At 72.1% G+C, this 23,122-nt stretch carries 25 protein-coding genes, 1 tRNA gene and 1 other RNA gene; 17 read left to right on the forward strand and 10 right to left on the reverse strand.

The window, feature by feature from the left end; all coding sequences use genetic code 11:
* Positions 1-84: 84 nt before the first annotated feature.
* The 8 genes from AC1WTP_RS17625 (at position 85) to AC1WTP_RS17660 (ending at position 6,376) form a co-directional block, all read left to right on the forward strand.
* Positions 85-600, forward strand: coding sequence for a PadR family transcriptional regulator (locus tag AC1WTP_RS17625; protein ID WP_481650351.1), 516 nt, complete (start codon positions 85-87; stop codon positions 598-600).
* A 76-nt stretch (positions 601-676) separates the two neighbouring features.
* Positions 677-1,798, forward strand: a complete 1,122-nt coding sequence (gene prfB / locus AC1WTP_RS17630; RefSeq protein ID WP_481650352.1) for a peptide chain release factor 2 — start codon at positions 677-679, stop codon at positions 1,796-1,798.
* 118 nt (positions 1,799-1,916) lie between these two features.
* The gene (gene ftsE, locus AC1WTP_RS17635; RefSeq protein ID WP_109904753.1) at positions 1,917-2,597 is read left to right on the forward strand and encodes a cell division ATP-binding protein FtsE; all 681 of its coding nucleotides are present in this window, start codon (positions 1,917-1,919) and stop codon (positions 2,595-2,597) included.
* Between the two features lie 71 nt (positions 2,598-2,668).
* Positions 2,669-3,544 carry a permease-like cell division protein FtsX gene (gene ftsX / locus AC1WTP_RS17640; protein ID WP_481650353.1) on the forward strand — a complete coding sequence of 292 codons (876 nt, stop codon included), beginning with the start codon at positions 2,669-2,671 and terminating at the stop codon, positions 3,542-3,544.
* Between the two features lie 134 nt (positions 3,545-3,678).
* Complete coding sequence (smpB, locus tag AC1WTP_RS17645) at positions 3,679-4,158, forward strand: SsrA-binding protein SmpB (protein ID WP_088979560.1); 480 nt, start codon at positions 3,679-3,681, stop codon at positions 4,156-4,158.
* Positions 4,159-4,262: 104 nt separating this feature from the next.
* Positions 4,263-4,638: a transfer-messenger RNA gene (gene ssrA, locus AC1WTP_RS17650) on the forward strand.
* A gap of 269 nt (positions 4,639-4,907) precedes the next feature.
* Positions 4,908-5,375 (forward strand): hypothetical protein, encoded by a 468-nt coding sequence (locus AC1WTP_RS17655; RefSeq protein WP_481650354.1) that lies wholly within the window; start codon positions 4,908-4,910, stop codon positions 5,373-5,375.
* Between the two features lie 53 nt (positions 5,376-5,428).
* Entirely contained in the window at positions 5,429-6,376 is a 948-nt protein-coding gene (locus tag AC1WTP_RS17660) for a hypothetical protein (protein ID WP_481650355.1), read from the forward strand.
* A gap of 18 nt (positions 6,377-6,394) precedes the next feature.
* On the opposite strand, the gene mdlC is transcribed toward AC1WTP_RS17660, so the two are convergent.
* Entirely contained in the window at positions 6,395-7,990 is a 1,596-nt protein-coding gene (gene mdlC, locus AC1WTP_RS17665; RefSeq protein WP_481650356.1) for a benzoylformate decarboxylase, read from the reverse strand.
* A 61-nt stretch (positions 7,991-8,051) separates the two neighbouring features.
* Positions 8,052-8,855 carry an S-methyl-5'-thioadenosine phosphorylase gene (locus AC1WTP_RS17670; protein WP_481650357.1) on the reverse strand — a complete coding sequence of 268 codons (804 nt, stop codon included), beginning with the start codon at positions 8,853-8,855 and terminating at the stop codon, positions 8,052-8,054.
* 171 nt (positions 8,856-9,026) lie between these two features.
* Here AC1WTP_RS17670 and AC1WTP_RS17675 point away from each other — a divergent pair, with 171 nt between their 5' ends.
* Positions 9,027-9,617, forward strand: coding sequence for a YqgE/AlgH family protein (locus AC1WTP_RS17675; protein ID WP_481650358.1), 591 nt, complete (start codon positions 9,027-9,029; stop codon positions 9,615-9,617).
* A gap of 76 nt (positions 9,618-9,693) precedes the next feature.
* Positions 9,694-9,876 carry a hypothetical protein gene (locus tag AC1WTP_RS17680; protein WP_481650359.1) on the forward strand — a complete coding sequence of 61 codons (183 nt, stop codon included), beginning with the start codon at positions 9,694-9,696 and terminating at the stop codon, positions 9,874-9,876.
* On the opposite strand, the gene AC1WTP_RS17685 is transcribed toward AC1WTP_RS17680, so the two are convergent.
* Genes AC1WTP_RS17685 through AC1WTP_RS17695 form a run of 3 tightly spaced genes read right to left on the reverse strand, consistent with a single transcriptional unit; the run spans position 9,857 to position 12,283 of the window.
* A complete protein-coding gene (locus AC1WTP_RS17685) occupies positions 9,857-10,648 on the reverse strand; it encodes an ABC transporter permease (protein ID WP_481650360.1) in 792 nt (263 codons plus the stop codon). The genes AC1WTP_RS17680 and AC1WTP_RS17685 overlap by 20 nt on opposite strands.
* On the reverse strand, positions 10,645-11,607 hold the full coding sequence (locus AC1WTP_RS17690; protein WP_481650361.1) for an ATP-binding cassette domain-containing protein: 963 nt from the start codon (positions 11,605-11,607) through the stop codon (positions 10,645-10,647). Before AC1WTP_RS17690 ends, AC1WTP_RS17685 begins: the two co-directional genes overlap by 4 nt.
* 10 nt (positions 11,608-11,617) lie before the next feature.
* A complete protein-coding gene (locus tag AC1WTP_RS17695; RefSeq protein ID WP_481650362.1) occupies positions 11,618-12,283 on the reverse strand; it encodes a DUF4097 family beta strand repeat-containing protein in 666 nt (221 codons plus the stop codon).
* A gap of 224 nt (positions 12,284-12,507) precedes the next feature.
* Between AC1WTP_RS17695 and AC1WTP_RS17700 the strand changes: the two genes are divergently transcribed.
* Both AC1WTP_RS17700 and AC1WTP_RS17705 read left to right on the forward strand, forming a co-directional pair.
* Complete coding sequence (locus tag AC1WTP_RS17700) at positions 12,508-13,263, forward strand: helix-turn-helix domain-containing protein (RefSeq protein ID WP_481650363.1); 756 nt, start codon at positions 12,508-12,510, stop codon at positions 13,261-13,263.
* 150 nt (positions 13,264-13,413) lie between these two features.
* Positions 13,414-13,486 (forward strand) — tRNA-Ala (locus AC1WTP_RS17705).
* A 488-nt stretch (positions 13,487-13,974) separates the two neighbouring features.
* Here AC1WTP_RS17705 and AC1WTP_RS17710 read toward each other — a convergent pair.
* The 4 genes from AC1WTP_RS17710 to AC1WTP_RS17725 form a co-directional block, all read right to left on the reverse strand.
* Positions 13,975-14,919 (reverse strand): redoxin domain-containing protein, encoded by a 945-nt coding sequence (locus AC1WTP_RS17710; protein ID WP_481650364.1) that lies wholly within the window; start codon positions 14,917-14,919, stop codon positions 13,975-13,977.
* 9 nt (positions 14,920-14,928) lie between these two features.
* Positions 14,929-16,155 (reverse strand): epoxide hydrolase family protein, encoded by a 1,227-nt coding sequence (locus AC1WTP_RS17715; RefSeq protein ID WP_481650365.1) that lies wholly within the window; start codon positions 16,153-16,155, stop codon positions 14,929-14,931.
* Between the two features lie 361 nt (positions 16,156-16,516).
* Positions 16,517-17,035, reverse strand: coding sequence for a peptide-methionine (S)-S-oxide reductase MsrA (gene msrA / locus AC1WTP_RS17720; protein WP_481650366.1), 519 nt, complete (start codon positions 17,033-17,035; stop codon positions 16,517-16,519).
* A gap of 143 nt (positions 17,036-17,178) precedes the next feature.
* Positions 17,179-17,301, reverse strand: coding sequence for a 50S ribosomal protein L36 (locus AC1WTP_RS17725; protein ID WP_447137344.1), 123 nt, complete (start codon positions 17,299-17,301; stop codon positions 17,179-17,181).
* Between the two features lie 157 nt (positions 17,302-17,458).
* On the opposite strand from AC1WTP_RS17725, the gene AC1WTP_RS17730 reads away from it, so the two are divergent.
* Positions 17,459-18,385: a lytic polysaccharide monooxygenase auxiliary activity family 9 protein gene (locus AC1WTP_RS17730; RefSeq protein ID WP_481650367.1), complete on the forward strand. Its 927-nt coding sequence runs from the start codon at positions 17,459-17,461 to the stop codon at positions 18,383-18,385.
* Positions 18,386-18,388: 3 nt separating this feature from the next.
* Here the strand turns inward: AC1WTP_RS17730 and mgrA are convergent, their stop codons facing one another.
* Complete coding sequence (gene mgrA / locus AC1WTP_RS17735) at positions 18,389-19,384, reverse strand: L-glyceraldehyde 3-phosphate reductase (protein WP_481650368.1); 996 nt, start codon at positions 19,382-19,384, stop codon at positions 18,389-18,391.
* 102 nt (positions 19,385-19,486) lie between these two features.
* Here mgrA and AC1WTP_RS17740 point away from each other — a divergent pair, with 102 nt between their 5' ends.
* The 4 genes from AC1WTP_RS17740 to AC1WTP_RS17755 all read left to right on the forward strand — a co-directional run bounded on the left by AC1WTP_RS17740 (position 19,487) and on the right by AC1WTP_RS17755 (position 23,116).
* Positions 19,487-19,984: a hemerythrin domain-containing protein gene (locus tag AC1WTP_RS17740; protein ID WP_481650369.1), complete on the forward strand. Its 498-nt coding sequence runs from the start codon at positions 19,487-19,489 to the stop codon at positions 19,982-19,984.
* A 56-nt stretch (positions 19,985-20,040) separates the two neighbouring features.
* A complete protein-coding gene (locus AC1WTP_RS17745; protein WP_481650370.1) occupies positions 20,041-21,285 on the forward strand; it encodes a sensor histidine kinase in 1,245 nt (414 codons plus the stop codon).
* Positions 21,282-21,959, forward strand: a complete 678-nt coding sequence (locus tag AC1WTP_RS17750) for a response regulator transcription factor (RefSeq protein ID WP_481650371.1) — start codon at positions 21,282-21,284, stop codon at positions 21,957-21,959. The genes AC1WTP_RS17745 and AC1WTP_RS17750 overlap by 4 nt, the downstream gene beginning before the upstream one ends.
* A gap of 77 nt (positions 21,960-22,036) precedes the next feature.
* Entirely contained in the window at positions 22,037-23,116 is a 1,080-nt protein-coding gene (locus AC1WTP_RS17755; protein ID WP_481650372.1) for a hypothetical protein, read from the forward strand.
* Positions 23,117-23,122 lie beyond the last annotated feature (6 nt).

Here is a 23,122-nt window from a genome sequence, read left to right on the forward strand (position 1 = left end):
CGACAGTGCACATAGGAACCCCTACCGGGTGGCGAAACTGTGAAATCCTGGACGGAGGGTCGGCAAAGTGGCAGCGTGAGGGGCATGGCGGATTCCGGAGTCAACCCCACGGCGGCGGCCCTGCTCGGGCTGCTCCATGAGGGCCCCATGACAGGTGGCCAGTTGATGGCCGCCGCCGAGCGCCGGCTGGCGCCGTACTGGTCGATGACCCGCAGTCAGGTCTACCGGGAGTTGCCGGTGCTCGCCGACCGGGGGCTCGTCCGGATGGGCAAGCCCGGCCCGCGCATGAGCCAGCCGTACGCGATCACCGCGGCCGGAAAACGGACGTTCTCCCGCTGGTTGGCGGAGGATCCCGGGCGGGACACCATCCGCAACCCGATCGCGCTGCGCATCGCCTTCGGCGACCTGCACTCGCCCAGCCAGCTGAAGAACCTCCAGGCGGCGGCGAACGAATACCACACCGAGGCCCTCGCCCGGGTCCGGGAGCAGGTCAAGAACGCCAAGAAGGAGGGCGAGACGTACGACGCCAGCGCGCTGGAGTTCGCCGTCGCCTACCACAAGGCCGCCCTGTCGTGGCTCAAGAGCGCCCCCGTCGGGTGATCCTCGGCCAACCCGCCCACCCGGGACCGCGGGGCTCGCAAGCCCACTCCGCACCCTCGCAGTACGCTTGTCAGTCGTGACCGCTGCCGATTACGCCGAACAGCTCAAGGACCTCGACGCCACCCTGCGCAACATCGAGTCGGTGCTCGACATCGACCGGCTGCGCGCGGACAAGGCCCGCCTGGAGCAGGAGGCGTCCGCACCCGACCTCTGGGACGACCAGGCCAAGGCCCAGCACGTCACCTCCCAGCTGTCGTACGTCAACGGCGAGATCGGCAAGCTCTCCAGCCTCCGCTCCCGGCTCGACGACGCCGGCGTGCTGCTGGAACTGGCCGAGGCGGAGTCCGACCCGGGGGTGCTGGCCGAGGTCGAGGCGGAGATCATCGGGCTGACCAAGGCCATCCAGGAGATGGAGGTCCGCACCCTGCTCTCCGGCGAGTACGACTCCCGGGAGGCGCTGGTCGCCATCCGGGCCGGCGCCGGCGGCGTGGACGCGGCCGACTTCGCCGAGATGCTGCTGCGGATGTACCTGCGCTGGGCCGAGCGGCACGGCTACCCGACCGAGGTCTACGAGACCTCGTACGCCGAGGAGGCGGGCCTGAAGTCGGCCACCTTCACGGTCAAGGTGCCGTACGCCTACGGCACGCTCAGCGTCGAGTCGGGCACCCACCGGCTGGTCCGGATCAGCCCGTTCGACAACCAGGGTCGCCGGCAGACCAGCTTCGCCGGCGTCGAGGTGCTGCCGGTGGTGGAGCAGACCGACCACATCGACATCCCCGAGAACGAGATGCGGATCGACGTCTACCGCTCCTCCGGCCCGGGTGGGCAGAGCGTGAACACCACCGACTCGGCCGTGCGGATCACCCACCTCCCGACCGGCATCGTGGTCACCTGTCAGAACGAGAAGTCCCAGCTGCAGAACAAGGCCTCCGCGCTGCGCGTGCTCCAGGCCCGGCTGCTGGAGCGCAAGCGGCAGGAGGAGCAGGCCAAGCTCCAGGGTCTCAAGACGGACGCCGCCGGCTCGTGGGGCGACCAGATGCGCTCGTACGTGCTGCACCCGTATCAGATGGTGAAGGATCTCCGAACCGAGCAGGAGACCGGCAATCCGTCGTCGGTCTTCGACGGCGACCTGGACGCCTTCATCGAGGCCGGGATCCGGTGGCGCAAGCAGCAACAGCTCGCTGGCGACAGTGCGTGACCGGGTACGGGCGGAGCGCTTCGTCGATCTTCCCGATACGCCCTAGATTGATGACTCGCCCCGCAACCGCGGGGCGTGGGGCTTGGCTCTTCCGTTACACCGCGTAGACTCACCACCCGTGATTCAGCTTGAGCAAGTGACGAAGACGTACCCGAAGGCGTCCCGGCCTTCGCTCGACAACGTGTCCGTCTCGATCGAGAAGGGCGAGTTCGTCTTCTTCATCGGTCCATCCGGCTCCGGCAAGTCCACCATCATCAAGTTGCTGCTGCACGAGGTCACGCCCAACAAGGGCCGGGTCATTGTGAACAGCAAGGACGTCACCTCGATGCGCTCCTGGAAGCGACCCCACTTCCGGCGCTCGATCGGCTGTGTCTTCCAGGACTTCCGGCTGCTGCCGAACCGCACCGCCTACGAGAACGTGGCGTTCGCTCTCGAGGTGATCGGCAAGACCAAGGCGGTGGCCCGCCGGGTCGTGCCGGAGGTGCTGGAGCTGGTCGGGCTCGGTGGCAAGGAGCACCGCTACCCGCACGAGCTCTCCGGTGGTGAGCAGCAGCGGGTCGCCGTCGCCCGGGCGTTCGTGAACCGCCCGCTGATCCTGCTCGCGGACGAGCCGACCGGAAACCTGGACCCGGACACCTCGATCGAGATCATGCGCCTGCTGGACCGGATCAACCGCACCGGCACGACCGTCGTGATGGTCACGCACGACTCCAACATCGTGAACCAGATGCGCCGCCGGGTCATCGAGATCGAGAGCGGCCGCATCGTGCGCGACCAGGCCCGCGGCGTCTACGGGTGAGCCGAACGGCCACCGCCAGCCGTACGACCTGACGACGAACACCTCACGCCGGAGAGCCGGAGGAATTCCCGATGCGGATGAAGTACGTCCTGTCCGAGGTACTGGTCGGACTGTGGCGCAACGTCACCATGACCATCGCCATGATCATCACCATGGCGGTGTCCCTGTTCATGCTTGGCGCGAGCGGCCTGCTGTACCAGAAGGTCGGCGACATGAAGGACCTCTACTACGAGCAGGTCGAGGTCTCGATCTTCCTGGACCAGGAGGTGACCGAGCAGCAGCGCACCGACCTGGACGCCAAGCTCAAGGGCGACCCCCTGGTCGAGGAGGTGCACTACGTCAACAAGGACGAGGCGTACAAGCGCTTCCAGGAGATGTACCAGGACGCCCCCGACCTGGTGAGCGCGGTCAAGCCGGACCAGCTGCCCGAGTCGTTCCGGCTCGAGCTGGTCAACCCGGAGCAGTACAAGAACATCTACGACCAGTACAAGGACGCCGAGGGGGTCGACGAGATCGTCGACCAGAGCCGGCTGCTGGACAAGGTCTTCGGCGTGCTCACCGGGATCCAGAACTTCGCGCTGGCGATCGCGGTCGTGATGGCCGTCGCCGCGCTGCTCCTGGTCGCCAACACCATCCAGGTCGCCGCGTACAGCAAGCGGCGTGAGGTCGCGGTCATGAAGCTGGTCGGCGCCTCGAACTGGTTCATCCAGGCGCCGTTCGTGCTGGAGGCCGTGGTCGCCGGTCTGATCGGCTCGATCTTCGGCCTGGTCGCGCTGGCCGCGCTGAAGGTCGCCGCCGGCGGCGGCTCGCTGGCCACCCTGGAGGGCCTGATCACGCCGATCTCCTGGTCCGACATCGCCCTGACGTTCCCGCTGATGGCCGCCGTCGGTGGCCTCGTCAGCGCGGTCACCGCCTGGGTCACGCTCCGCTTCTACCTGCGGGTCTAGTTACCGTACGGCTCTCCGAGGACCCTCCCGCGCCGGAATAAACGGTGCGGGAGGGTCCTTGTCGTTCGGGTAGCATGATCTCCGCCCCGGGCCGGTCCGACCGGTCGCGGGTCACCTGGAAGGGGGTGGCGCCGATGCCACGGGAAAAGGGACGAAAGGTCGTCGCCTCCAACAAGAAGGCCCGGCACGACTACGCGATCCTCGACACCTACGAGGCGGGGATGGCGCTGACCGGCACCGAGGTCAAGTCGCTGCGGGCCGGGCGGGCGTCGCTGGTCGACGCGTTCGCCCAGGAGCGCAACGGTGAGCTCTACCTGCATGGGATGCACATCCCCGAGTACACCCAGGGCACCTGGACCAACCACGAGCCCCGGCGTACCCGGAAGCTGCTGCTCAAGCGGCTGGAGATCGACCGGCTGATCGGCAAGACCCGCGAGGGTGGCCTCACCATGGTGCCGTTGCAGGTCTACTTCTCCGACGGCTGGGCGAAGGTGGAGATCGCCCTGGCCAAGGGCAAGAAGTCGTACGACAAGCGGCAGGACCTCGCCAAGCGGGACGCGGACCGGGAGATCGCCCGGGTCGCCGGCCGGCGGGGTAAGGGGATGGATGACTGATCTGTCCGCTTCGTCCGGGTCGGCGCGCCGGCCCGGGCCTCGGGATGAATCCCGTTGCGGCAGGCGTTAGGCTTGATGGTGCCGCCACACCGGCGGCCCGTCGAGGGGGTGACTGGTTTCGACTTCGTACGTTGCGGCAGGGGAAGCGAGCCGAGGAAGCCGACGTCGTCTCGAGAATCGTTCGTCGGAAACCAATAAGCGCCAAGAACAATCGCGCTGACTTCGCTCTCGCCGCCTGAGGCGAGTAGCGAGTCTGTCGGCCTGGGAGCGCCTTCGACCCAGTTAGCCGGCATCAGCTAGAAGGCTGGCCAACCGGACCCGGTCGCGGGGTCCGTGCGGCGAGATCAATCAGCGACTGGGCCCGTCACACCGACTCGCTCGCGTGATCGGAGGGGCCGAGTAGAGGCACAGCGAGCTGCGCTCGGAGAAGCCCTGACAAACCGGCGAAGGACCCGGGTTCGATTCCCGGCACCTCCACCACCTGACCTGTGCGCCCCGGTCCACCGGACCGGGGCGCACAGTCGTCTCCGGACCCGGTGCGGGCCGGGTCGCCGGGTCACCCCTGCCGTGGTGGGTCCGCGGCGTGCCAGTCGGCCGGTGGGACGTTGCGGCGTGACCGCTGGGGCCGGTGTGACCTGCGGGAACAGCGGGGCGCACGGGACGGATGAGGCGGGCCCGCACCCTGGACACCGGACATCGACAGGTTCACCATCGCTGTACGCGGTCAGACGCAGCGCGGGGAGGTGCCCATGGTCACCGGTCCGATCCACCAACCGTCCGCCGTCTTCGAGGCGGTCCGCCCGCAGGACGCCGTCCACCGGGCCGCCCTGGCCGGCGACCTCCACGCCCTGACCCGGACGCTGGCTGTCCCGCCCGGGGAACCGCGCTGGCGGGAACGGCTCGTGCTCCGGCTGGCACCGGTCCGGCAGGGCTTCGCCGAGCACGTCCAGGTCACCGAGGGGCCCTGCGGCCTGTACGCGGAACTGCTCGCCCACGCCCCCCGGCTGGCCCGTGGGGTGCGGCTGCTGACCCGCGAACACGCCACGATCGGCACCGCGCTCGCCGCTCTCCAGGAGGCCGTGCAACAGCCCGGGGTGCCGGTCGACGACCTGTGGGTCCGCACCAGGCACCTGGTGCGGGTGCTGGGCCGGCACCGGCAGCGCGGCGCGGACCTGCTCTGGCAGGCGTACCAGACGGATCTCGGCGGGGAGACCTGAGCGGCCCGGCCGGTGTCGGGAACCGGGCCGGCCGGGCCGGCGTCGAACCCGGTATGCGTCGATCAGTCGCCCTGCTGGGTCTGCCCCTGATGGTGATCGTGGCCGGCTGCGCGCCGGCCGGCTCCGGCGGGCCGGCCGCCCCCGACCAGCGGCAGGAGGCGTTCGCGCAGCGGGCCACCGAGGTGGCCGAGGCGTGGCGACCCGGCCCGGCGTGGCGCACCGGGTACGTGCCGATGCAGGAGCCGACCGTGCTGCTCGGCGATCCCGGCTTCACTCCGGAGACCGAGGCGGCCTTCCGGGCGGGCTGGTACCGCGAGCAGATCGAGCTGCCCACCGCCCGCCCGGCGGACGGCACCATCCGGTTCCCGGACGGCACCCTCACCGTCGGGCTGGTCACCGCGGCCGAGGCGTACCGGCAGCTCGACCAGGGGGACCCGCCGCCCTGTCCGGGGCGGCCGACGGAGCCCGACCGGCCGAAGTCCGGTCCGACCATCGAGCCCGGTCCGGACGGCCCGGTGAGCAGCAGCCCGCAGACCGCGTGCGTCCCGCTGACCGTCACCGAGGTGCGGCTCGGCACCGCCGCGGTGCGCACCAGCCGGGGCGAGGCGCAGGTGCCGGCGTGGCTGTTCACCGTGGCGGAACTCGGCGCGCCGGTGGCCCGGGTCGCGGTCGCCCCGGGCGCGACCGCCGCCGTACCCGAGCCGACCGCGCCGGACCGGCCGGCGCCGGACGGGGTGGTCGGCGCCCAGGACCTCGAAGCGGTCGACGGCGCGACGGTGACCTACCGGCTCGGCGTGGGCGCGTGCGACAGCGGCATCACCCCGCTGGTGCAGGAGCGCGACGACGTGGTGGTGGTCGGGGGCGGCGTGGTCCGCGCCACCGGCGTCTGCACCGCGATCCTCAAGCTCCAACCGGTCACCGTGACGCTGGCGGCGCCGCTGGGCGCCCGCCCGGTGCTCGACGTGCTCACCGGCACCCCGCTGCGGCTCACCGCGAACTGACGCCGGACGCCCGGACGGTCAGAGGATCCCCGGCACATCGGTGCTGATCGGCACCGGCAGCACGGTCGGGCCGTCGGCCCGCAACCCGGCGGCCAGCGCCTCGCCGAGCTGCTCCGGCGTCTCGACCACCTGTGCGGCGCAGCCGTAACCGCGGGCCAGCGCGGTGACGTCCATCCCCGGCAGGTCCAGCCCGGGCACCCCGGGAGTCTGCTTGAACTCGGCGAACGCCTTGAGGATGGCGTACTGCTGGTTGACCGGGACCACGACCACCAGCGGCAGCCGCAGCCGCGCGGCGGTCCAGAGCGACTGCACCGAGTAGTGGAACGAGCCGTCGCCGATCACCGCCACCACCGGTCGGTGCCGTCCGGTGTCCCGTTCGGCGAGCGTGACCCCGACCGCCGCCGGCAGGCCGTAGCCGAGGCCGCCACTGGCCATGGTGAAGTACGACGCCGGCCGGGTGATCCGCAGCCGGCGGCGCAGCGCCGGCAGGTTGGACGGGGTCTCCTGGACCAGCACCCCGTCGGCCGGCCAGTGCCCGGCCAGCGCGGCGAAGAGCGCGTCGGCGCTCAGCGGTCGCCCGTCCGGGGGCGGCGCCGGCTCGGCGCGCGGCGGCGGAGCCGGCCGGTCGGTGGCCGGCAGCAGGTCGAGCAGGGCGGCCATGGTCAGCCCGGCGTCGCCGAGCAGGCTGTCGCCGACCGGGGCGCGGGCCGCCTCGTCCGGGTCGTCGGTGACGTGCAGCAACCGGGTGCCCTCGGGCAGGTGGTCGCCCGGCACGTGCGGGTAGTAGCGGAAAACCGGGGCGCCGACCACCAGCACGGTGTCCCGCCCGCGCAGCGCCTCGGCCAGCGGCCCGATCGCGAACGGGAGCACCCCCTGGTAGTGCGGGTGGTCCTCGGGGAAGCCGGTCCGCTCCGGCGCGGGCGCGGACCAGACCGGCGCGGCCAGCCGCTCGGCCAGCGCCACGGCGGCCGGCCACCCGCCGGCCCGGTCCACCGCCGCGCCGAGCACCAGGCCGGGCGCCCGGCTGTCGGCCAGCACGGCGGCGAACTCCCGCAGCCGCTGCGGATCCGCGGCGTACCGGGTGGCCACGGTGCGCACCGGCGGTGGCGGGTCGGCGGGCTGCGACCAGTCGTCGAGCGGGAGCGAGAGGTACACCGGGCCGGACGGCGGCTGCACCGCGGTCGCGTACGCCCGCATCAGCGCCGCCGGGATGTCCTGCGCGCGGACCGGCTCGTGGCTCCACTTCACGTACGGCTGGGGCAGCTCGGTCGCGCGGCGGCTGGTTAGCCGCGGCTCGGCCAGCAGCATCTCCCGGGTCTGCTGGCCGGCGGTGACGATCAGCGGGGTGCGGTTGTGCCAGGCGGTGACCAGGTTGCCCATGCCGTTGCCGGTGCCCGGTGCGGTGTGCAGGTTGACGTGCGCCGCCCGGCCGGTGGCCTGTGCGTACCCGTCGGCCATCCCGACCGCGGACGCCTCGTGCAGGGCGAGCACGTAGTGGAAGTCGTCCGGGAAGTCCCGCAGGAACGGCTCCTCGGTGGAGCCGGGATTGCCGAAGACGGTGGTCAGACCGAGGGCGCGGAGCAGGTCGTACGTCGTGTCGCGGACCGTTGCCATCGTCACCCAATCTAACGGCGCAGACCGGGCGGGTCGGGCGATTCGCCCGCGCTCCCCCGGGTCAGGGCAGCGCGAAGGGCAGCTTGATCCCGTCCAGCGCCCGACCGCAGTCGCAGTCCCGCTCGGCGGGCAGCTCGGCGAGGGCCGCCAGCAGCAGCCCCCGCAGCCGGTCGGTGTTTTCCCCGAAGACCCGGAACACCTCCTCCTGGGTCACCGCGCCGCCGCCCTCGACGCCGGCGTCCAGGTCGGTGACGAGGGCGATCGACGAGTAGCAGAGGGCCAGCTCGCGAGCCAGCACGGCCTCCGGGTGGCCGGTCATGTTGACCACCGTGCCGCCGATCGAGGCGAACCAGCGGGACTCGGCGCGGGTGGAGAAGCGGGGGCCCTCCACCACCACGACCGTGCCGCCGTCCACCGCCGGGACGTCCCGGTCGGCCGCCGCGGCGAGCAGTGTGCGCCGGCCGTTCGGGCAGTACGGGTCGGCGAAGGAGACGTGCACCGCGCCCCGGTCGTAGTAGGTCTGGGCGCGGCCGCTGGTCCGGTCGATCAGCTGGTCCGGCACCACGAACGTGCCCGGCCCGAGGTCCGGGCGGAGCCCGCCGACCGCGCACGGGGCGAGCACCTGCCGCACCCCCAGCGACCGCAGCGCCCAGAGGTTGGCCCGGTAGGGGATCAGGTGCGGCGGATGCCGGTGGTCCCGACCGTGCCGGGGCAGGAACGCCACCCGGCGGCCGGCCACCTCGGCGATGGTGACGACGTCCGACGGCGGCCCGTAGGGCGTCTCCACCTCGTGCTCGGTGGCGCCGTCGAGCAGGGCGTAGAGACCTGATCCGCCGATCACCGCGAGTTCCGCCGTCGGGCCCATCGGTCCTCCCCTTTTCCTGTCGATCACGCGCCTGTCAGACCTTAGCCACCGCCCCGGGCGCAGGCTATGGTGCCAGGCATGGCGTTGACAGCGCGGATGGTCTCGGGTGACCGTGCGCACCCGACAGGCGACGGGCGCCGCGTCCGGGCGCACGGCTGACGGGTGTACGGCATGCAGGGAGAGGGACAGGCGATCGGCGGGCGGGCGATGGAGTCGATGACCGGGCGGCTGCTGGTCGCGACTCCGGCGCTCAAGGACCCGAACTTCGACCGTACGGTGGTGCTGCTGGTCGCCCACGAGCCCGGTGGGGCGCTCGGTGTGGTGCTGAACCGGGCCACCGAGGTGCCGGTCGCGGACGTGCTCGGGGACTGGAGCGACCTCGCGCGCCACCCGGCGGTGCTCTTCGAGGGCGGCCCGGTGCAGCCGGACTCGGCGATCTGTCTGGCCCGGATGCGCCACCCGGTGCGCCGGCTCAAGGGTTTCCACCAGGTCTCCGGCGCGGTCGGCACGCTGGACCTGTCGGTCGACCCGGAGCGGCTGCGGGAGAGCATCACCGGAATCCGGGTCTTCGCCGGCTACTCCGGCTGGGGCTCCGGCCAGCTGGAGCAGGAGATCGAGGACGGCTCCTGGTTCGTGCTGGACGCGCTGCCCGGCGACGCCTTCGTCGACCGCCCCGACGACCTGTGGCCGATGGTGCTGCGCCGGCAGGGCGGCATGATGGCGGCGGTGGCCCACTTCCCGCCGGACGTGGCGCTCAACTGAGTCGCCGGCGTCCCCCCACGCAGGACGTCGAGATCGCGGCCGAAGTGGCCACGAGTGACGTCGTGCCGGTGCTGGCGTGACCGGAACCGCGCCGTCGACGCCCGCCCCGATCCGGCCGCCGAGCGGGCCCGGCGACATGGCCGGGAACGCCGACGGGGCGGCGTACGCCGACCCGGTGTCGGAGTACGCCGCCCTCGGGCGGGACGAGCTGCGGGAGGCGGCCCGCGCTGCCATGGCGGTTACTTCGGGTCCCGGTTGAACTTCGAGGTCGACCAGAAGTAGCCGAGCACCGCGAGCCCCAGGCACCAGAGGACCGCCAGCCACCCGTTGTGGCCGATCTCGCTGCCGAGCAGCAGGCCCCGGAGGGTCTCGATGGCGGGCGTGAACGGCTGGTACTCGGCGACCGGCTGGAGCCAGCCGGGCATGGCGTCGACCGGGACGAAGGCGCTGGAGAGGAGCGGCAGCAGGATCATCGGCATCGCGTTGTTGCTGGCGGCCTCGGCGTTCGGGCTGACCAGGCCCATGCCGACCGCGATCCAGGTGAGCGCCAGGGCGAAGAGCACGAGCAGCCCGAGCGCCGCCAGCCACTCCAGGACGCCGGCATCCGTGGACCGGAAGCCGATGGCTACGGCGACGGCGCCCACCAGGACCACGCTCATGATCGATTGCAGCAGGCTGCCGACGACGTGCCCGACGAGCACCGAACCGCGGTGGATCGCCATCGTGCGGAAGCGGGCGATGATGCCCTCGGTCATGTCGGTGGAGACCGAGACCGCGGTCCCGATCACGGTGCTGCCGATGGTCATCAGCAGGAGGCCCGGAACGATGTACGCGACGTACTCGGAGCGATCCGCACCGCCGCCGCTGATGCCCGAGCCCATCACGTCGCCGAAGACGTAGACGAAGAGCAACAGCAGCATGATCGGGGTGAGCAGCAGGTTCAGGGTGAGGGACGGATAGCGCCGCGCGTGCAGGAGGTTGCGGCGCAGCATCGTGGACGAGTCGCGTACGGCGAGGGAGAGGGAACTCATCGGACGGCCTCCTTGGCCTGGTGGGGGACGCGGGCGTCGCCGGTCAGGGCGAAGAACACGTCGTCGAGGTCAGGGGTGTGCACGGTGAGGGTGTCGGCGTGCACGTCGGCGGCGTCCAGCCGGTCGAGGATCGCGCGCAGCTCGCGCTGGGTGCCGTCGCCGGGGATCTGCAGGGTGAGCGCCTGATCGTCGCGCACGGTCCCGCGCAGCGCGCCGGCCGCCCGCTCGTACGCCGCGGGGTCCTCGAAGCGCAGCTGGACGTGTCCGCCGGGGACGAGCCGCTTCAGCTCCGCGGCGGTGCCCTCGGCGGCGATCTTCCCGTCGTTGAGCACGGCGATACGGTCGGCGAGCTCGTCGGCCTCCTCCAGGTACTGGGTGGTGAGGAAGACGGTGACGCCGTCGGCGACGAGCTCGCGGATGATCTGCCACATGTTGTGGCGGCTGCGGGGGTCGAGGCCGGTGGTGGGTTCGTCGAGGAAGATGATCCGCGGGTTGCCGACCAGGGTCATGGCGAGGTCGAGGCGGCGCTTCATGCCGCCGGAGTAGGTGGAGGCGGGCTTCTTCGCGGCGTCGCTGAGGTCGAAGCGCGCCAGCAGGTCGGCGGCGGCGCGGTGGCCCTCGCGCCTGGGCAGGTGGTGCAGGTCGGCCATCAGGAGCATGTTCTCCTCGCCGGTGATCAGGCCGTCGACGGCGGAGAACTGGCCGGTGACGCCGATCGCGGCGCGTACCGCCTGCGGATCGGCGGCGAGGTCGTGGCCGCCGACGTGGATGGGGCCGGAGGCGGGGTCGGGGGAGATCAGGGTGGAGAGGATCTTGACGGCGGTGGTCTTGCCGGCGCCGTTCGGGCCGAGCAGGGAGAAGATCGTTCCTTCGGGGACGGCCAGGTCGACGCCGTCGAGCACAACCTTGTCGCCGTAGGACTTTCGCAGTCCGTTCGCCGCGATGGCCAGGTTGGTCATGATGTGCTCCTCAGAGGCTGCGGGCGACGATGTCGCCGTGGGAGGTGGTGGCGCGGATGTCGAGATCGGCGGCGCCATCGTTCTTGAGGGCGTTGCTGATGCGGCCGTAGCCGGTGCCGGCGTCCAGGGCGGCCGAGACGCCGGCGGCGGCGGCGACCGAGATGTCGCCGCTCTGGGTGCGGAGCACGACAGTGCCGCGCACGGCCTCGGTGATCCGGATGTCGCCCCTTGCGGTGCTGATCTCCGCGGGGCCGTTGAGTCGGCCGACCTCGACGTCGCCGTCGATCGCGGTGAGCCGGACGCTCGCGGCCTCGTCGATCTTGATCTGGCGGTAAGCGCCGTCGAAGACGACGTCGCCGAGGCGGCCGACGCCGCGCAGCTCGGAGCTGGCGGCCTTGGCCTCGACCCGGGAGCCGGCGGGCAGTTGGACGGTGACCTCCAGGGATCCGGAGGGGCCGAAGAGCTGGTTCCTGGGCTCGGGGGTGTGGATCCGCAGGACGCCGTCGCTGTATTCGACCTTGGTCTGCGCCGCCGCCTTCACGTCGCGACCCTTCGAGGCGTCCGCGGGCCGGACCTCGACGGTGGTGTCGGCCCGGTCGGCGGCGATGAACTGGACGCGCCCGGCGGGGATGTCGAGGACGGCGGAGATCGGGGTGGGGGTGTCGAACTTCTGCATCGTGCTCTCCTCTTGCGCTCCTTGTTTCTGACATCGGAAACGCTACGTTGCGTTCAAGATCTGAGCAAGACACATGTTGCATCTCGCCAACATCTTCCTAGGTAAACAGGCAATTATCGTTGCAACGATCGTGGTTTTAACGCAACGGCGGCATCGTGATCGTTGCATTGGATTAAGAATGAACGCTATGCTGGGGCATCAAGGAAGCGTGGAGGGAGATCGCGATGCCGGGAGGCAGGCTCACCCAGCAGGAACGCCAGCAGATCGCGCTGGGGCTGGCCGACGGGCTCGCCTACGCGGAGATCGCCAGACGTCTCGACCGCCCCACCTCGACGATCACCCGTGAGGTGATGCGGAACGGCGGCCCCACCGCCTACCGTGCCGACCTGGCCCACCGCGCCACCGAACGCCGCGCCCACCGGCGCAGGCAGACCGCCGCCCGAGGGCCGCAGGAGCCCCCGCAGCCCCACGGACGCGACGCCGAGGCCGTGCGCGAATACGAGGAGACGTTCACCACCCTCCTCATGCAGCAGGGCCTGCCCAAGATGATGTCCCGGGTGCTGACCTGCCTCTTCACCACCGACGCGGGCAGCCACACCGCGTCCGAACTCGTCCAGCGCCTCCAGGTCAGCCCGGCGTCCATCTCCAAAGCGGTCGCGTTCCTCGAGAGCCAGGGCCTCGTCCGCCGGGAGCGCGACGAACGCCGGCGCGAGCGCTACCTCGTCGACAACGACGTCTGGTACCAGTCGATGATCGCCGCCGCCCGATCCAACGCCCAGCTCGCCGAGACCGCCCGGCAGGGCGTCAGCATCCTCGGCCCCGACACCCCGGCCGCCGTTCGCCTGGAGAACATCGCCCGCTTCGTCGACTTCGTCGGCGAGAGCATCGCCCGCGCCGCGGAGCAGGCCCGCGAGATCCTCTACACGACAACCGAAGCGACCTCGGGCGGCACTGCCACGCCACGTTCGGATCACGGATAGGCGGCCGTCCTGGTGGTCGCGGCCAGCCGTCCACCCCAGCTCCGTGGCTGCTCGGGTGGCGGCGCTGCCGGCGGGAGGGCCCCGCGAGATGACCATGCCGACGGGCGTGTGTATAGTTCTCCCAGTGCCCGGGCGACCGGGTAGCAGCAAGGGGCCGTGGCGCAGCTGGTAGCGCACCACACTGGCAGTGTGGGGGTCAGGGGTTCGAGTCCCCTCGGCTCCACCCTTTCTCGACCAGGGCGTTCGTCACAATGACGGACGCCCTTCGTCATTTCGGACACCAGTTCCGGAAGTCCGTGCCAGGACCGTCTCAACCCGTCGGTGACCCTCCCGCTAGCGGGTGGTGACGGCGGCTCGGGTGGGCGTCCGCGGGCGTAGGCCGCGTCGGCGATGGCGGTTCCGGCCAGGACCGCGGTCGCCGCGAGGGCGGCCAGCAGCGGTGGCACGAACAGCATCGCCGGCGCCAGGACGGCCAGCACGAGCACGCCGATCGGCCGGATCCGGGACACGTGGCTGAAGGCGGCGTACTCGAAACCGGCGCGCCCGGCCAGGAGCAGCACGGGACCGCCGAGGAGGACGGCGACCCTGGGCGAGCGCGACGACGAACGCCAGGTCGAAGAAGAGTTCCAGAAAGTTCGTCTGCCGCGGCTCCCCGGGTCTGCGCAGCAGCTTCGCGGCGCTCGTCGGCATCGGCTCGCCGTCGCGTTCCGGCTACCCGAACGTGAACACGTACGCCTCGGCACCGGCCTCGAGGAACGTGATCTCCAGGGTCCGTTCGCGGACCGCGTCGCGTTGGCGCACGAGCTGGTAGAGGCGGCCGTCCCGGAGCGACCCGTTCCCCTCTTCGTCGACGTCGACGCCGTGTGACGGTCCCGGGGGCGCCCCGTCGAGGAGCACGCGGAAAGGGATCGGCTCGCGCGCCCCGGGGGACAGCACGAGATGAGCGTCGCGCGCGTGGAACCGGCAGGCGATGCTTCCGCCGGCCCGGTCGAGGACGACATTCTCCGGCCCGATCGTCCACTCGCCGGTGAGGGCCCAGTGGTCGGGGCGCAGGCTCTCGGGTAGCTCGTAGGCGCCGCGTTCGTCGAACGCGCCGCCGCCCGGTGACGCGAAATGCTCGCCGCGCTGGTAACCGAGATAGGTCTCCGGCGTACGCAGATGCTCCCAGTCGGCGTCCGCCTCCACGCCGAGCCCTTCCACGGGTACGGGCTCGCGCTCGACGCCGAGCAGCCGCTGGATGAGCCGCTCCGATTGCTCGTAGCGTCCTTCCCCGAAGTGGTGGTCGCGGATGACGCCCTCCGCGTCGACGAAGTAGAGCGCCGGCCAGTAGTGGTTGTCGAAGGCGCTCCAGACCTGGTATTCGTCGTCGATCGCGACCGGGTAGTCGATTCCCCGCGCCGCGACCGCCTGCCGCACCTGGGCGATCTCGTGCTCGAACGAGAACTCCGGCGTGTGGACTCCGATGACGATCAACCCGTCGTTCCGGTAGGCCTGCGACCACGCGCGGACGTACGGCTCCTGGCGCAGCCAGTTGATGCACGTCAGCGTCCAGAAGTTCACCAGGACGACGCGGCCGCGCAGCTCGGCGGGGCCGAGTGGCTCGGAGTTGAGCCACCCGGTCGCCCCGCCGAGCGAGGGCAGGTGCTGACGTGCCAACACGGCCATCTAGCGAAGCGACCGGAATGCGGTCCGGAGCTCTTCGGAGAGAAGTTTCGGCTGTTCCCAGGCCGCGAAATGCCCACCCTTGTCGAGCCTGTTGTAGTGGATGAGATTGGGATACGCCCGCTCCGCCCAAGTCCGCGGGGTCTGATACATCTCATTCGGGAAGACACTCACGGCGGCCGGGACGGTGACGCCCTTGGCGGCGAAGAAGGAGAGCTTGTTCTCCCAGTAGATGCGCGCCGCGGAATTCCCCGTGTTCGTCAGCCAGAAGAGCGTGACGTTGTCGAGAACGTCGTCCCGGGTGAGGCCGACGGGTTGTCCGGCGAAGGCCCGGCAGATCAGATCCAGGCTTGCGGCGTCATGGTCGATCATGTAGCTCGCCAGAGCGATGGGCGAATCCGCGAATCCGGTCAGTGTCTCCGGGCGCGTCCCCATCATGAGGGCGTAGGCGGAATGCTGCCAGAAGAAGTTCAACTGCTCGCACGCCCGCTTCTCCTCGTCGGAGAGGTCGGACGGCAGCGAGGCGAGTGGGTCGGTGGCGCCGGTGATGCCGGACTGGAGCAGCGCATCGATGTCGGGCGGGACGATACCCGGCATATTGGTATGAATGCCAACCAACTCGGGCGGCCCCTGCAGCGCCATCACATCCGTGATGAGAGCGCCCCAGTCGCCGCCCTGCGCCACGAATCGCGTGTAGCCGAGGCGCCGCATCAGTTCGATCCAGGCAGCCGCGACGCGCTCGGGGCCCCAGCCGGGCGTGCTCGGCTTGCCCGAGAACCCGAAACCGGGCATCGACGGGATCACCAGGTGAAAGGCGTCGGACGCGTCCGCGCCGTGCGCGGTGGGGTTGGTGAGCGGGTCGATGATCTTCAGCTGCTCGATCACCGAGCCCGGCCAGCCGTGCGTGACGATGAGCGGCAGCGCGTCCTCGTGTTTCGACCTGATGTGGAGGAAATGGATGTCGAGCCCGTCGATCTCGGTGATGAACTGCGGTTGGGCGTTCAGTCTCGCCTCGACCTTGCGCCAGTCGTACTCTTTCTCCCAGTAACGCGCGAGTGCCTGGCTCGTCGCGAGCGGCACGCCCTGCGACTGGTCGTTGACGGTCTCCGGTTCGGGCCAGCGGGTGGCCGCGATGCGCGCCCGCAGCGCCTTGAGTTCCGACTCGGGGATTTCTACCGTGAACGGCCGGATCTCTGTGGCGCGCGGCGGCGCTACGGTCTTGACAGCCACGTAGGACTCCTTTTCGGTCGCGCTCATCGGTGGTCGGGCGAGGGCCTGCCGCTGTCGGCGGACGTACGCCCCGGCTCCTGCCTCGCGGGCGCGTCGTGGGTGAAGGAGTCGCGCGGACTCGTGCCGGTTCGGCAGCGCGACGCGATCCCTGAGTCCGACCCTAGAACGCCTTTTCCCTGATCGCGGGCCGTTACGCGCACTCGGCGGGGCGGCCCGTCCGGAACAGGCGCCAGCCGGCGCGGGTCATTGACCCGGGCGCGCCGGACCAGTCTCGTTCGCGTCTTGTCCGGCGACGTCCGGCGGCATTCGGCACACCCGTCCCGAGGCGGCCGTGCTGGTCAGAAACGCTGCCGGCCGCGCACTAACTGGCGTTCTCCCCGCGACGGGGTAGCTTCCAGTTCGGCCGGACGTAGTGGCAGGTGTAGCCCTCGGGATACTTCTCCAGGTAGTCCTGGTGCTCCGGCTCGGCCTCCCAGAAGGGCCCGGCGGGGCTGACCTCGGTGACCACCTTGCCGGGCCACAGGCCGGAGGCGTCGACGTCGGCGATCGTCTCTTCGGCGACCCGCCGCTGCTGCTCGTTGCAGTAGAAGATGGCTGACCGGTAGCTGGTCCCGATGTCGTTGCCCTGGCGGTTCTTCGTCGTCGGGTCGTGCACCTGGAAGAAGAACTCGAGAAGATCCCGGTAGGACAGTTGGGCGGGGTCGAAGACGATCTCGATCGCCTCGGCGTGGGTCCCGTGGTTCCGGTAGGTCGCGTTCGGCACGTCCCCGCCGGTGTACCCGACCCTGGTGGCGAGCACGCCGGGGCGCTTCCGGATGAGGTCCTGCATGCCCCAGAAGCAGCCGCCGGCCAGGATCGCCTTGTCAGTCGTCTCGGTCATCGCCTCGCCTCCCCGTCCGGCACCGTCTTCAACGGGCCTCCCCGCGCGCCTACCCCGCCTGCCGTTCAATAACCCCGGCGCCGGCCGCGCAGGGGCGAGCTGGCGTACCGGCCGGGCGCCGCTGGCGACGCCCGGCCGGTCGATCAGCCCTGGCGGCCCTTCCACCGGGGGTTGGCGCGATTCACCACGACCACCCGGCCACGGCGGCGGACCACCACCGAACCCGGCTTCTGCTTCAGCGCGCGCAGTGAGCTGCGTACCTTCATGGCTGCCTCTCCTCGGCCTCGGGTCTGGCCTCGTTGCGGTTCCCGGCGGTGCAAACGCCGCGGTCGATACCGGGATTCCCGCCGGAAGGGGGAGCGCCGGCACGGTGTCGAACCTTTGGCGAGCCGCGTCCGTACCAGTGCGCGGGAGGTCGAAGCCATGACCGTACGCCGAGCCGCCGTCGCCGTGCTGGTCGCCGTCGCGTCCCTGCCCGTCACCGCCGCACCGGCCGCCGCGCACGGCGCGCCGACCGATCCGCTCAGCCGCGCGGCGGCCTGCGGCCCCGCGGGCCGGCACGCGGCCACCCCGGCCTGCCGGGCGGCGGTCGAGGCGGGCGCCGCCGTCCGGGAGTGGGACAACGTCCGGGTGGCCGCGGTCAACGGGCGGGACCGGCAGCGGATCCCGGACGGGGAACTGTGCAGCGGCGGGCTGTCGGCGTATCGGGGGCTGGACCTGCCGCGCGCCGACTGGCCGGCCACCGAGGTGACCGCCGGCGGCAGGTTCACCTTCCGCTACCGCACCACGATCCCGCACCGGGGCACCTTCCGGCTCTACCTGACCCGCCCGGGCTACGCCGCCACGAACCGCCTGACCTGGAACGACCTGGAGTCGGTGCCGTTCCTGCGGGTGACCGACCCGCCGGTGCGCGACGGGGCGTACCAGCTGCGGGGGCGGCTGCCGGCGGACCGGACCGGCCGGCACCTGATCTACACGATCTGGCAGAACTCCGACACGCCGGACACCTACTACTCCTGCTCCGACGTGGTGCTCCGCCCCCCGGCCGGCAACGCCGGCCTCGGCGGGCCGGCCGCCACCCCGGACCGGGGTGCGGCGAGCCCGGCTCCGCCGCCGCGTACCGCCGCGGCGGAGCCGACCGGCGCGGCGGCCGGCGAGCCCGGCGTGGCGGTGGCCTCGCTCCGCGACGTCGACGGCGGCGGCCGGCCGCTGCTGGCCGGCGCCGCCGTCGCGCTCGCCGTGCTGCTGCTCACCCTCGGGTGGACACGACTGCGCCGGCCCGGCAGGGCTCCGGCGGGCCGGCCCTGCGAGGTCCGCAACCACCGGGCCAACCGCCCCCGCATCTGGTGAGGCTCAGCCGAGGTGCCGGTCGATCTCGGCCAGCTCCTCGGCGGTGAAGTCGAGGTTGCCCAGCGCGGCGATGTTCGCCTCCAGCTGGGCCACGCTGCTCGCCCCGATGATCAGGCTGGTCATCCGCGGGTCGCGCAGCGCCCAGGCGAGCGCGAGCTGGGCCAGCGACTGGCCGCGCCGCTCGGCGATCGCGCCGAGCGCCCGGATGGTGGCCATCCGCTGCTCGTCCAGGTCGCTCTCCTTGAGGAAGACGCTGGTGCGCACCCGGGAATCGGCGGGGATCCCGTCGAGGTAACGGTCGGTGAGCAGGCCCTGCGCCAGTGGGCTGTACGCGATGCAGCCGGCGCCCACCCGCTCCAGCGTGTCGAGCAGGCCGTCGGACTCGGTCCACCGGTTGAGCATCGAGTAGGACGGCTGGCTGATCAGCAGGGGCGTGCCCAGGTCGCGCAGGATGGCGGCGGCCCGCTCGGTCTGCTCGGCGTTGTAGTTCGAGATGCCGACGTAGAGGGCCTTGCCGGAGCGGACGATGGCGTCGAGCGCGCCCATCGTCTCCTCGAGCGGAGTCTCCGGGTCGAAGCGGTGGGAGTAGAAGATGTCGACGTACTCCAGGCCCATCCGGCGCAGCGACTGGTCGAGCGAGGAGACCAGGTACTTGCGGGAGCCCCATTCGCCGTACGGGCCGGGCCACATGAGGTAGCCGGCCTTGCTGGAGATGACCAGCTCGTCCCGGTAGGGCGCCAGGTCGCCGGCGAGCAGCCGGCCGAAGTTCTCCTCGGCGGCGCCGGGCGGCGGGCCGTAGTTGTTGGCCAGGTCGAAGTGGGTGATCCCCAGGTCGAAGGCGCGGCGGACGATGTCCCGCTGCCGCTCGAAGGGGCGGTCCGGGCCGAAGTTGTGCCACAGGCCGAGGGAGATGGCGGGCAGCCGCAGGCCACTGCGCCCGCTGCGCCGGTAGGTCATGGTGTCGTAGCGGTCGTCCGCGGCGAGGTAGTTCACGATCATGAGCCTAGTCGCCGGGTGGGACACGCCCGCGCGTCGCGTCACCCACCCGGGAGCCGGGGAGTTGACCACCACGGCCGACATCCGAACGGGGGGAATGACCAGATGGACGACATCACCGCGCTGATCCTCGACGACCACACCGCGTTCCGGCGCGGGTTCGCCCGCCTCGACGACGCCCGCGACGAGCACGAGCTGCTGGCGATCTGGGAGGCGCTCGCCCTGCACCTGGACATCCACGCCGAGGCCGAGGAGGCGATCCTCTACCCGCACCTGGTCCGGCACGGCGACGACGGCGAGGCCGAGACGGCGGACGCGGTCGGCGACCACAACAAGATCCGCGATGCGATCGCCGAGGCGAAACTGCACCCGGTCGGCTCCGAGCAGTGGTGGGCGGCGGTGTGGAAGGCCCGCCGGGAGAACAGCGAGCACCTCGCCGAGGAGGAGGACGAGGCGCTGCCGGACTTCCGCCGGCACGCCGGCACCGAGCTGCGCGCCGAACTCGGCCGGCGCTGGCTGACCTTCTACGGCGAGCACAAGAACGGCCGCGACCTGCCGTTCCGGGACAAGGACCCGCAGCGCTACGTGCAGGAGCACCGCTGAGGATCTCCCCGGCACGGGGGAGTCGCCCGGCCGGGTGACGGCGGCAGAATGGGCGGATGACCCCCCGGGCGGCCCTGGTCCCGCTGGTCGCCGGCAGCACCTGGCGGCGCGGCGTGTTTCTCTTGCTGGGCGGGGTGCTGGTACTGCCGTACGTGCTGCTCGCGGTCACCTTCGGGCAGCTGTTCGCCCAGTCGGACGTGCCCCGGCCGCTGGCGCTCGGGCTGCTGGTGGTGGCGGCGGCGATCGCCGTGGTGCCGGTGTTCCTCGGGGGGAGCCGGGCGCTGGAGATCGCCGCGGCCCGGGCCCTGCTCGGCGTCGAGCTGCCCGACCCGGCCCCCGGGCACCGGGCCGACCGGGAGACCCGGCTGCGGTCGGCGCTCTGGATCGCCACCCACCTCACCGTCGGCGGGCTGGTGATGTTCGCGCTGATCAGCGCGCTGCCGATGGCGCTGGCCTTCATCGCCCAGCAGTTCGGTCTCGGCGCCGACCTGATCAGCCGGGAACGGTTCGGGCCGCTGGACGGTCGGGACACCGGCTGGTTGACGCTGATCGGCGTGCTGATGCTGGTGGGCCTCGGCTACGCCGTCGCCGGGCTGGGGGCGCTGGCCGCCTCGATGGCGCCGGTGCTGCTCGGCCCCGCCCCGGCGGAACGGATCGCGGCCCTGGAGGCACGGGCCACCCGGCTCGCCGAACGCAACCGGCTGGCCCGGGAACTGCACGACTCGGTCGGCCACGCGCTGACCGTGGCCACCCTCCAGGCCGGCGCGGCCCGCGAACTGCTGGACCGGGACCCGGAGTTCGTCCGGCGGGCGCTCACCGCGATCGAGGAGACCGCCCGTACCGCGACCGAGGACCTGGACCACGTGCTCGGGTTGTTGCGGGACAGCGAGGGCGGGCGCGCCGCGCCGGCGCCGCAGCGCACGCTCGCCGACCTGGACCGCCTGGTCGCCGACACCCGGGCGGCCGGGCTGGCGGTCGACGCGCGGTGCACCGGTGATCCGGCCGACCTGCCGGCGGCGGTCTCCCGGGAGGGCTACCGGATCGTGCAGGAGGGGCTCACCAACGCCGCCCGGTACGGCCGCGGGCCGGTGACGCTCCGGCTCGACGTGGGCGCGGAGGCGCTGGCGCTGGAGCTGGTGAACCGGCTGGCCGGCGACGTCGTGGCCGACCCGGGGCGCGGCGGGCGGGGCCTGGACGGGATGCGCGAGCGGGTGCTGCTGCTCGGCGGCCGGCTGACCGCCGGGCCGGAGGGCGACCGCTGGCGGATCCGGGTGCGACTGCCGCTGGAGGGGGCGCGATGACCGACGGCGCGACGACCGACCGCGCGACGACCGGGCTGCTGATCGTCGACGACGACGAGCTGGTCCGGATCGGCCTGCGGGCGATCCTGGACGCCCAGCCCGACCTGCGGGTGCTCGCCGAGGCCGCGGACGGCGCCGAGGTGCTGCCGCTGGTCGCCCGGCACCGGCCCCGGGTGGTGCTGATGGACGTGCGGATGCCGGGCATCGACGGCATCCAGGCCACCCGGTCGCTGCTCGCCGCGTCCGCCGACCCGCCCCGGGTGCTGGTGGTGACCACCTTCGAAAACGACGAGTACGTCTACGACGCGCTACGCGCCGGGGCGAGCGGCTTCCTGCTCAAGCGGGCCCGGCCGGCCGAGGTGGTGGAGGCGGTGCGGGTGGTCGCCCGGGGCGAGTCGCTGCTCTTCCCGGCCGCGATCCGCCGGCTGGTGGGGGCGTACGGGGGGCGGGGCGCGGACCGGCTGACGGCGGCCCGGCTCACCGAGCGGGAGGCCGAGGTGCTCCGGCTGATGGCGACCGGCCGGTCCAACCCGGAGATCGCGGCGCACCTGGTGGTCGGGGTGGAGACGGTGAAGACCCACGTCGGCAACGTGCTGGCCAAGCTCGGGGTGCGCGACCGCACCCAGGCGGTGATCGCCGCGTACGAGTCGGGGTTCATCACCCCCGCCGGCTGACCCGTTCCCCCGGGCGGGGGAGCCGGTTCACCGGTGCACGGGAGGGATCGCGGGGGCCGCCGGCCGAGGCTGGAGCCATGACGACGATCACCGCCACCCGCCACCGTCCACTGTCCCGCTGGCCCGACCGCTTCGCTCCGCTGGCCGCCGGCTGGCTCGGCCTCTGGGGCGTGCTCGCCCTGGTCGCCACCGTCACCGGCGATGGCTACCCGTTCGGCGCGAACGATCCGCGCGGCGGCGACACCAACCTGCTCCGGCTGGTCCCGGTCAGCGCCGGGCCGCCGCTCTTCGCCGCGCTGCTGCTCGGCGCGGCGGTGGCCGCGCTGGCCATGACCGGCCCCGCCGCCCGGGCGTCCCGGCCGCTGCGCACGCTGCTGGCCGGGTACGCCTGGACGGTCGCCGCCCTGCTGGCCGTGGTCGTCCCGGACGCCCAGGTGCTGGTCCTCCTCGGCTACGCGCCGATGCTGATCCTCGGGGCGCCGTTCGGCTGGCCGCCGGTGGACTACGCCGAGATCTTCACCTGGACGCTGTTCGCCCGGTTCGCCGCCCTCGCCGGCGGGGTGCTGCTGGCCGGCGCGGTGCTCGTCTGGCAGCGGCGGACCGCCGACGCCTGCGTGGGGTGCGGCCGCGGCGGCACCGGCCGGGGCTGGACGAGCCGGGCCGCCGCCGCCCGCTGGGGGCGGTGGGCCGCCTGGACCGCCGCCGCGATCCCCTTCGGGTACGCGCTGACCCGGTTCGCCTGGGCCGCCGGCATCCCGCTCGGCATCTCCCGCGAGTTCCTCACCGAGATGCAGGGCAACGGCATGGTCTGGGCCGGGTTCGGGCTGGCCGCCTTCGCCACCGTCGGCGCCCTGCTCACCCTCGGCCTGGTGCAGCGCTGGGGCGAGCGGTTCCCCGGCTGGGTGCCCCGCCTGGGCGGTCGCCCGGTGCCGGTGAAGCTGGCCGTGGTGCCGGCCACCCTGGTCGCGGTCGCGGTCACCGCGGCCACCGTGGGGCTGGTCGCCAGCCCGGACTTCTGGTCGCTGGCCGGCGGCGGGCTCACCGTGGCCACCGCGCCGATGCTGCTCTGGCCGGCCTGGGGGCCGGCGCTCGCCGCCGCCGCGTACGCGTACCACCTGCGCCGCCGGGGCGGCTGCCCGCGCTGCGGTCGGGGCTGAGGGTGG

Source organism: Micromonospora sp. R311 (genome assembly GCF_056780015.1).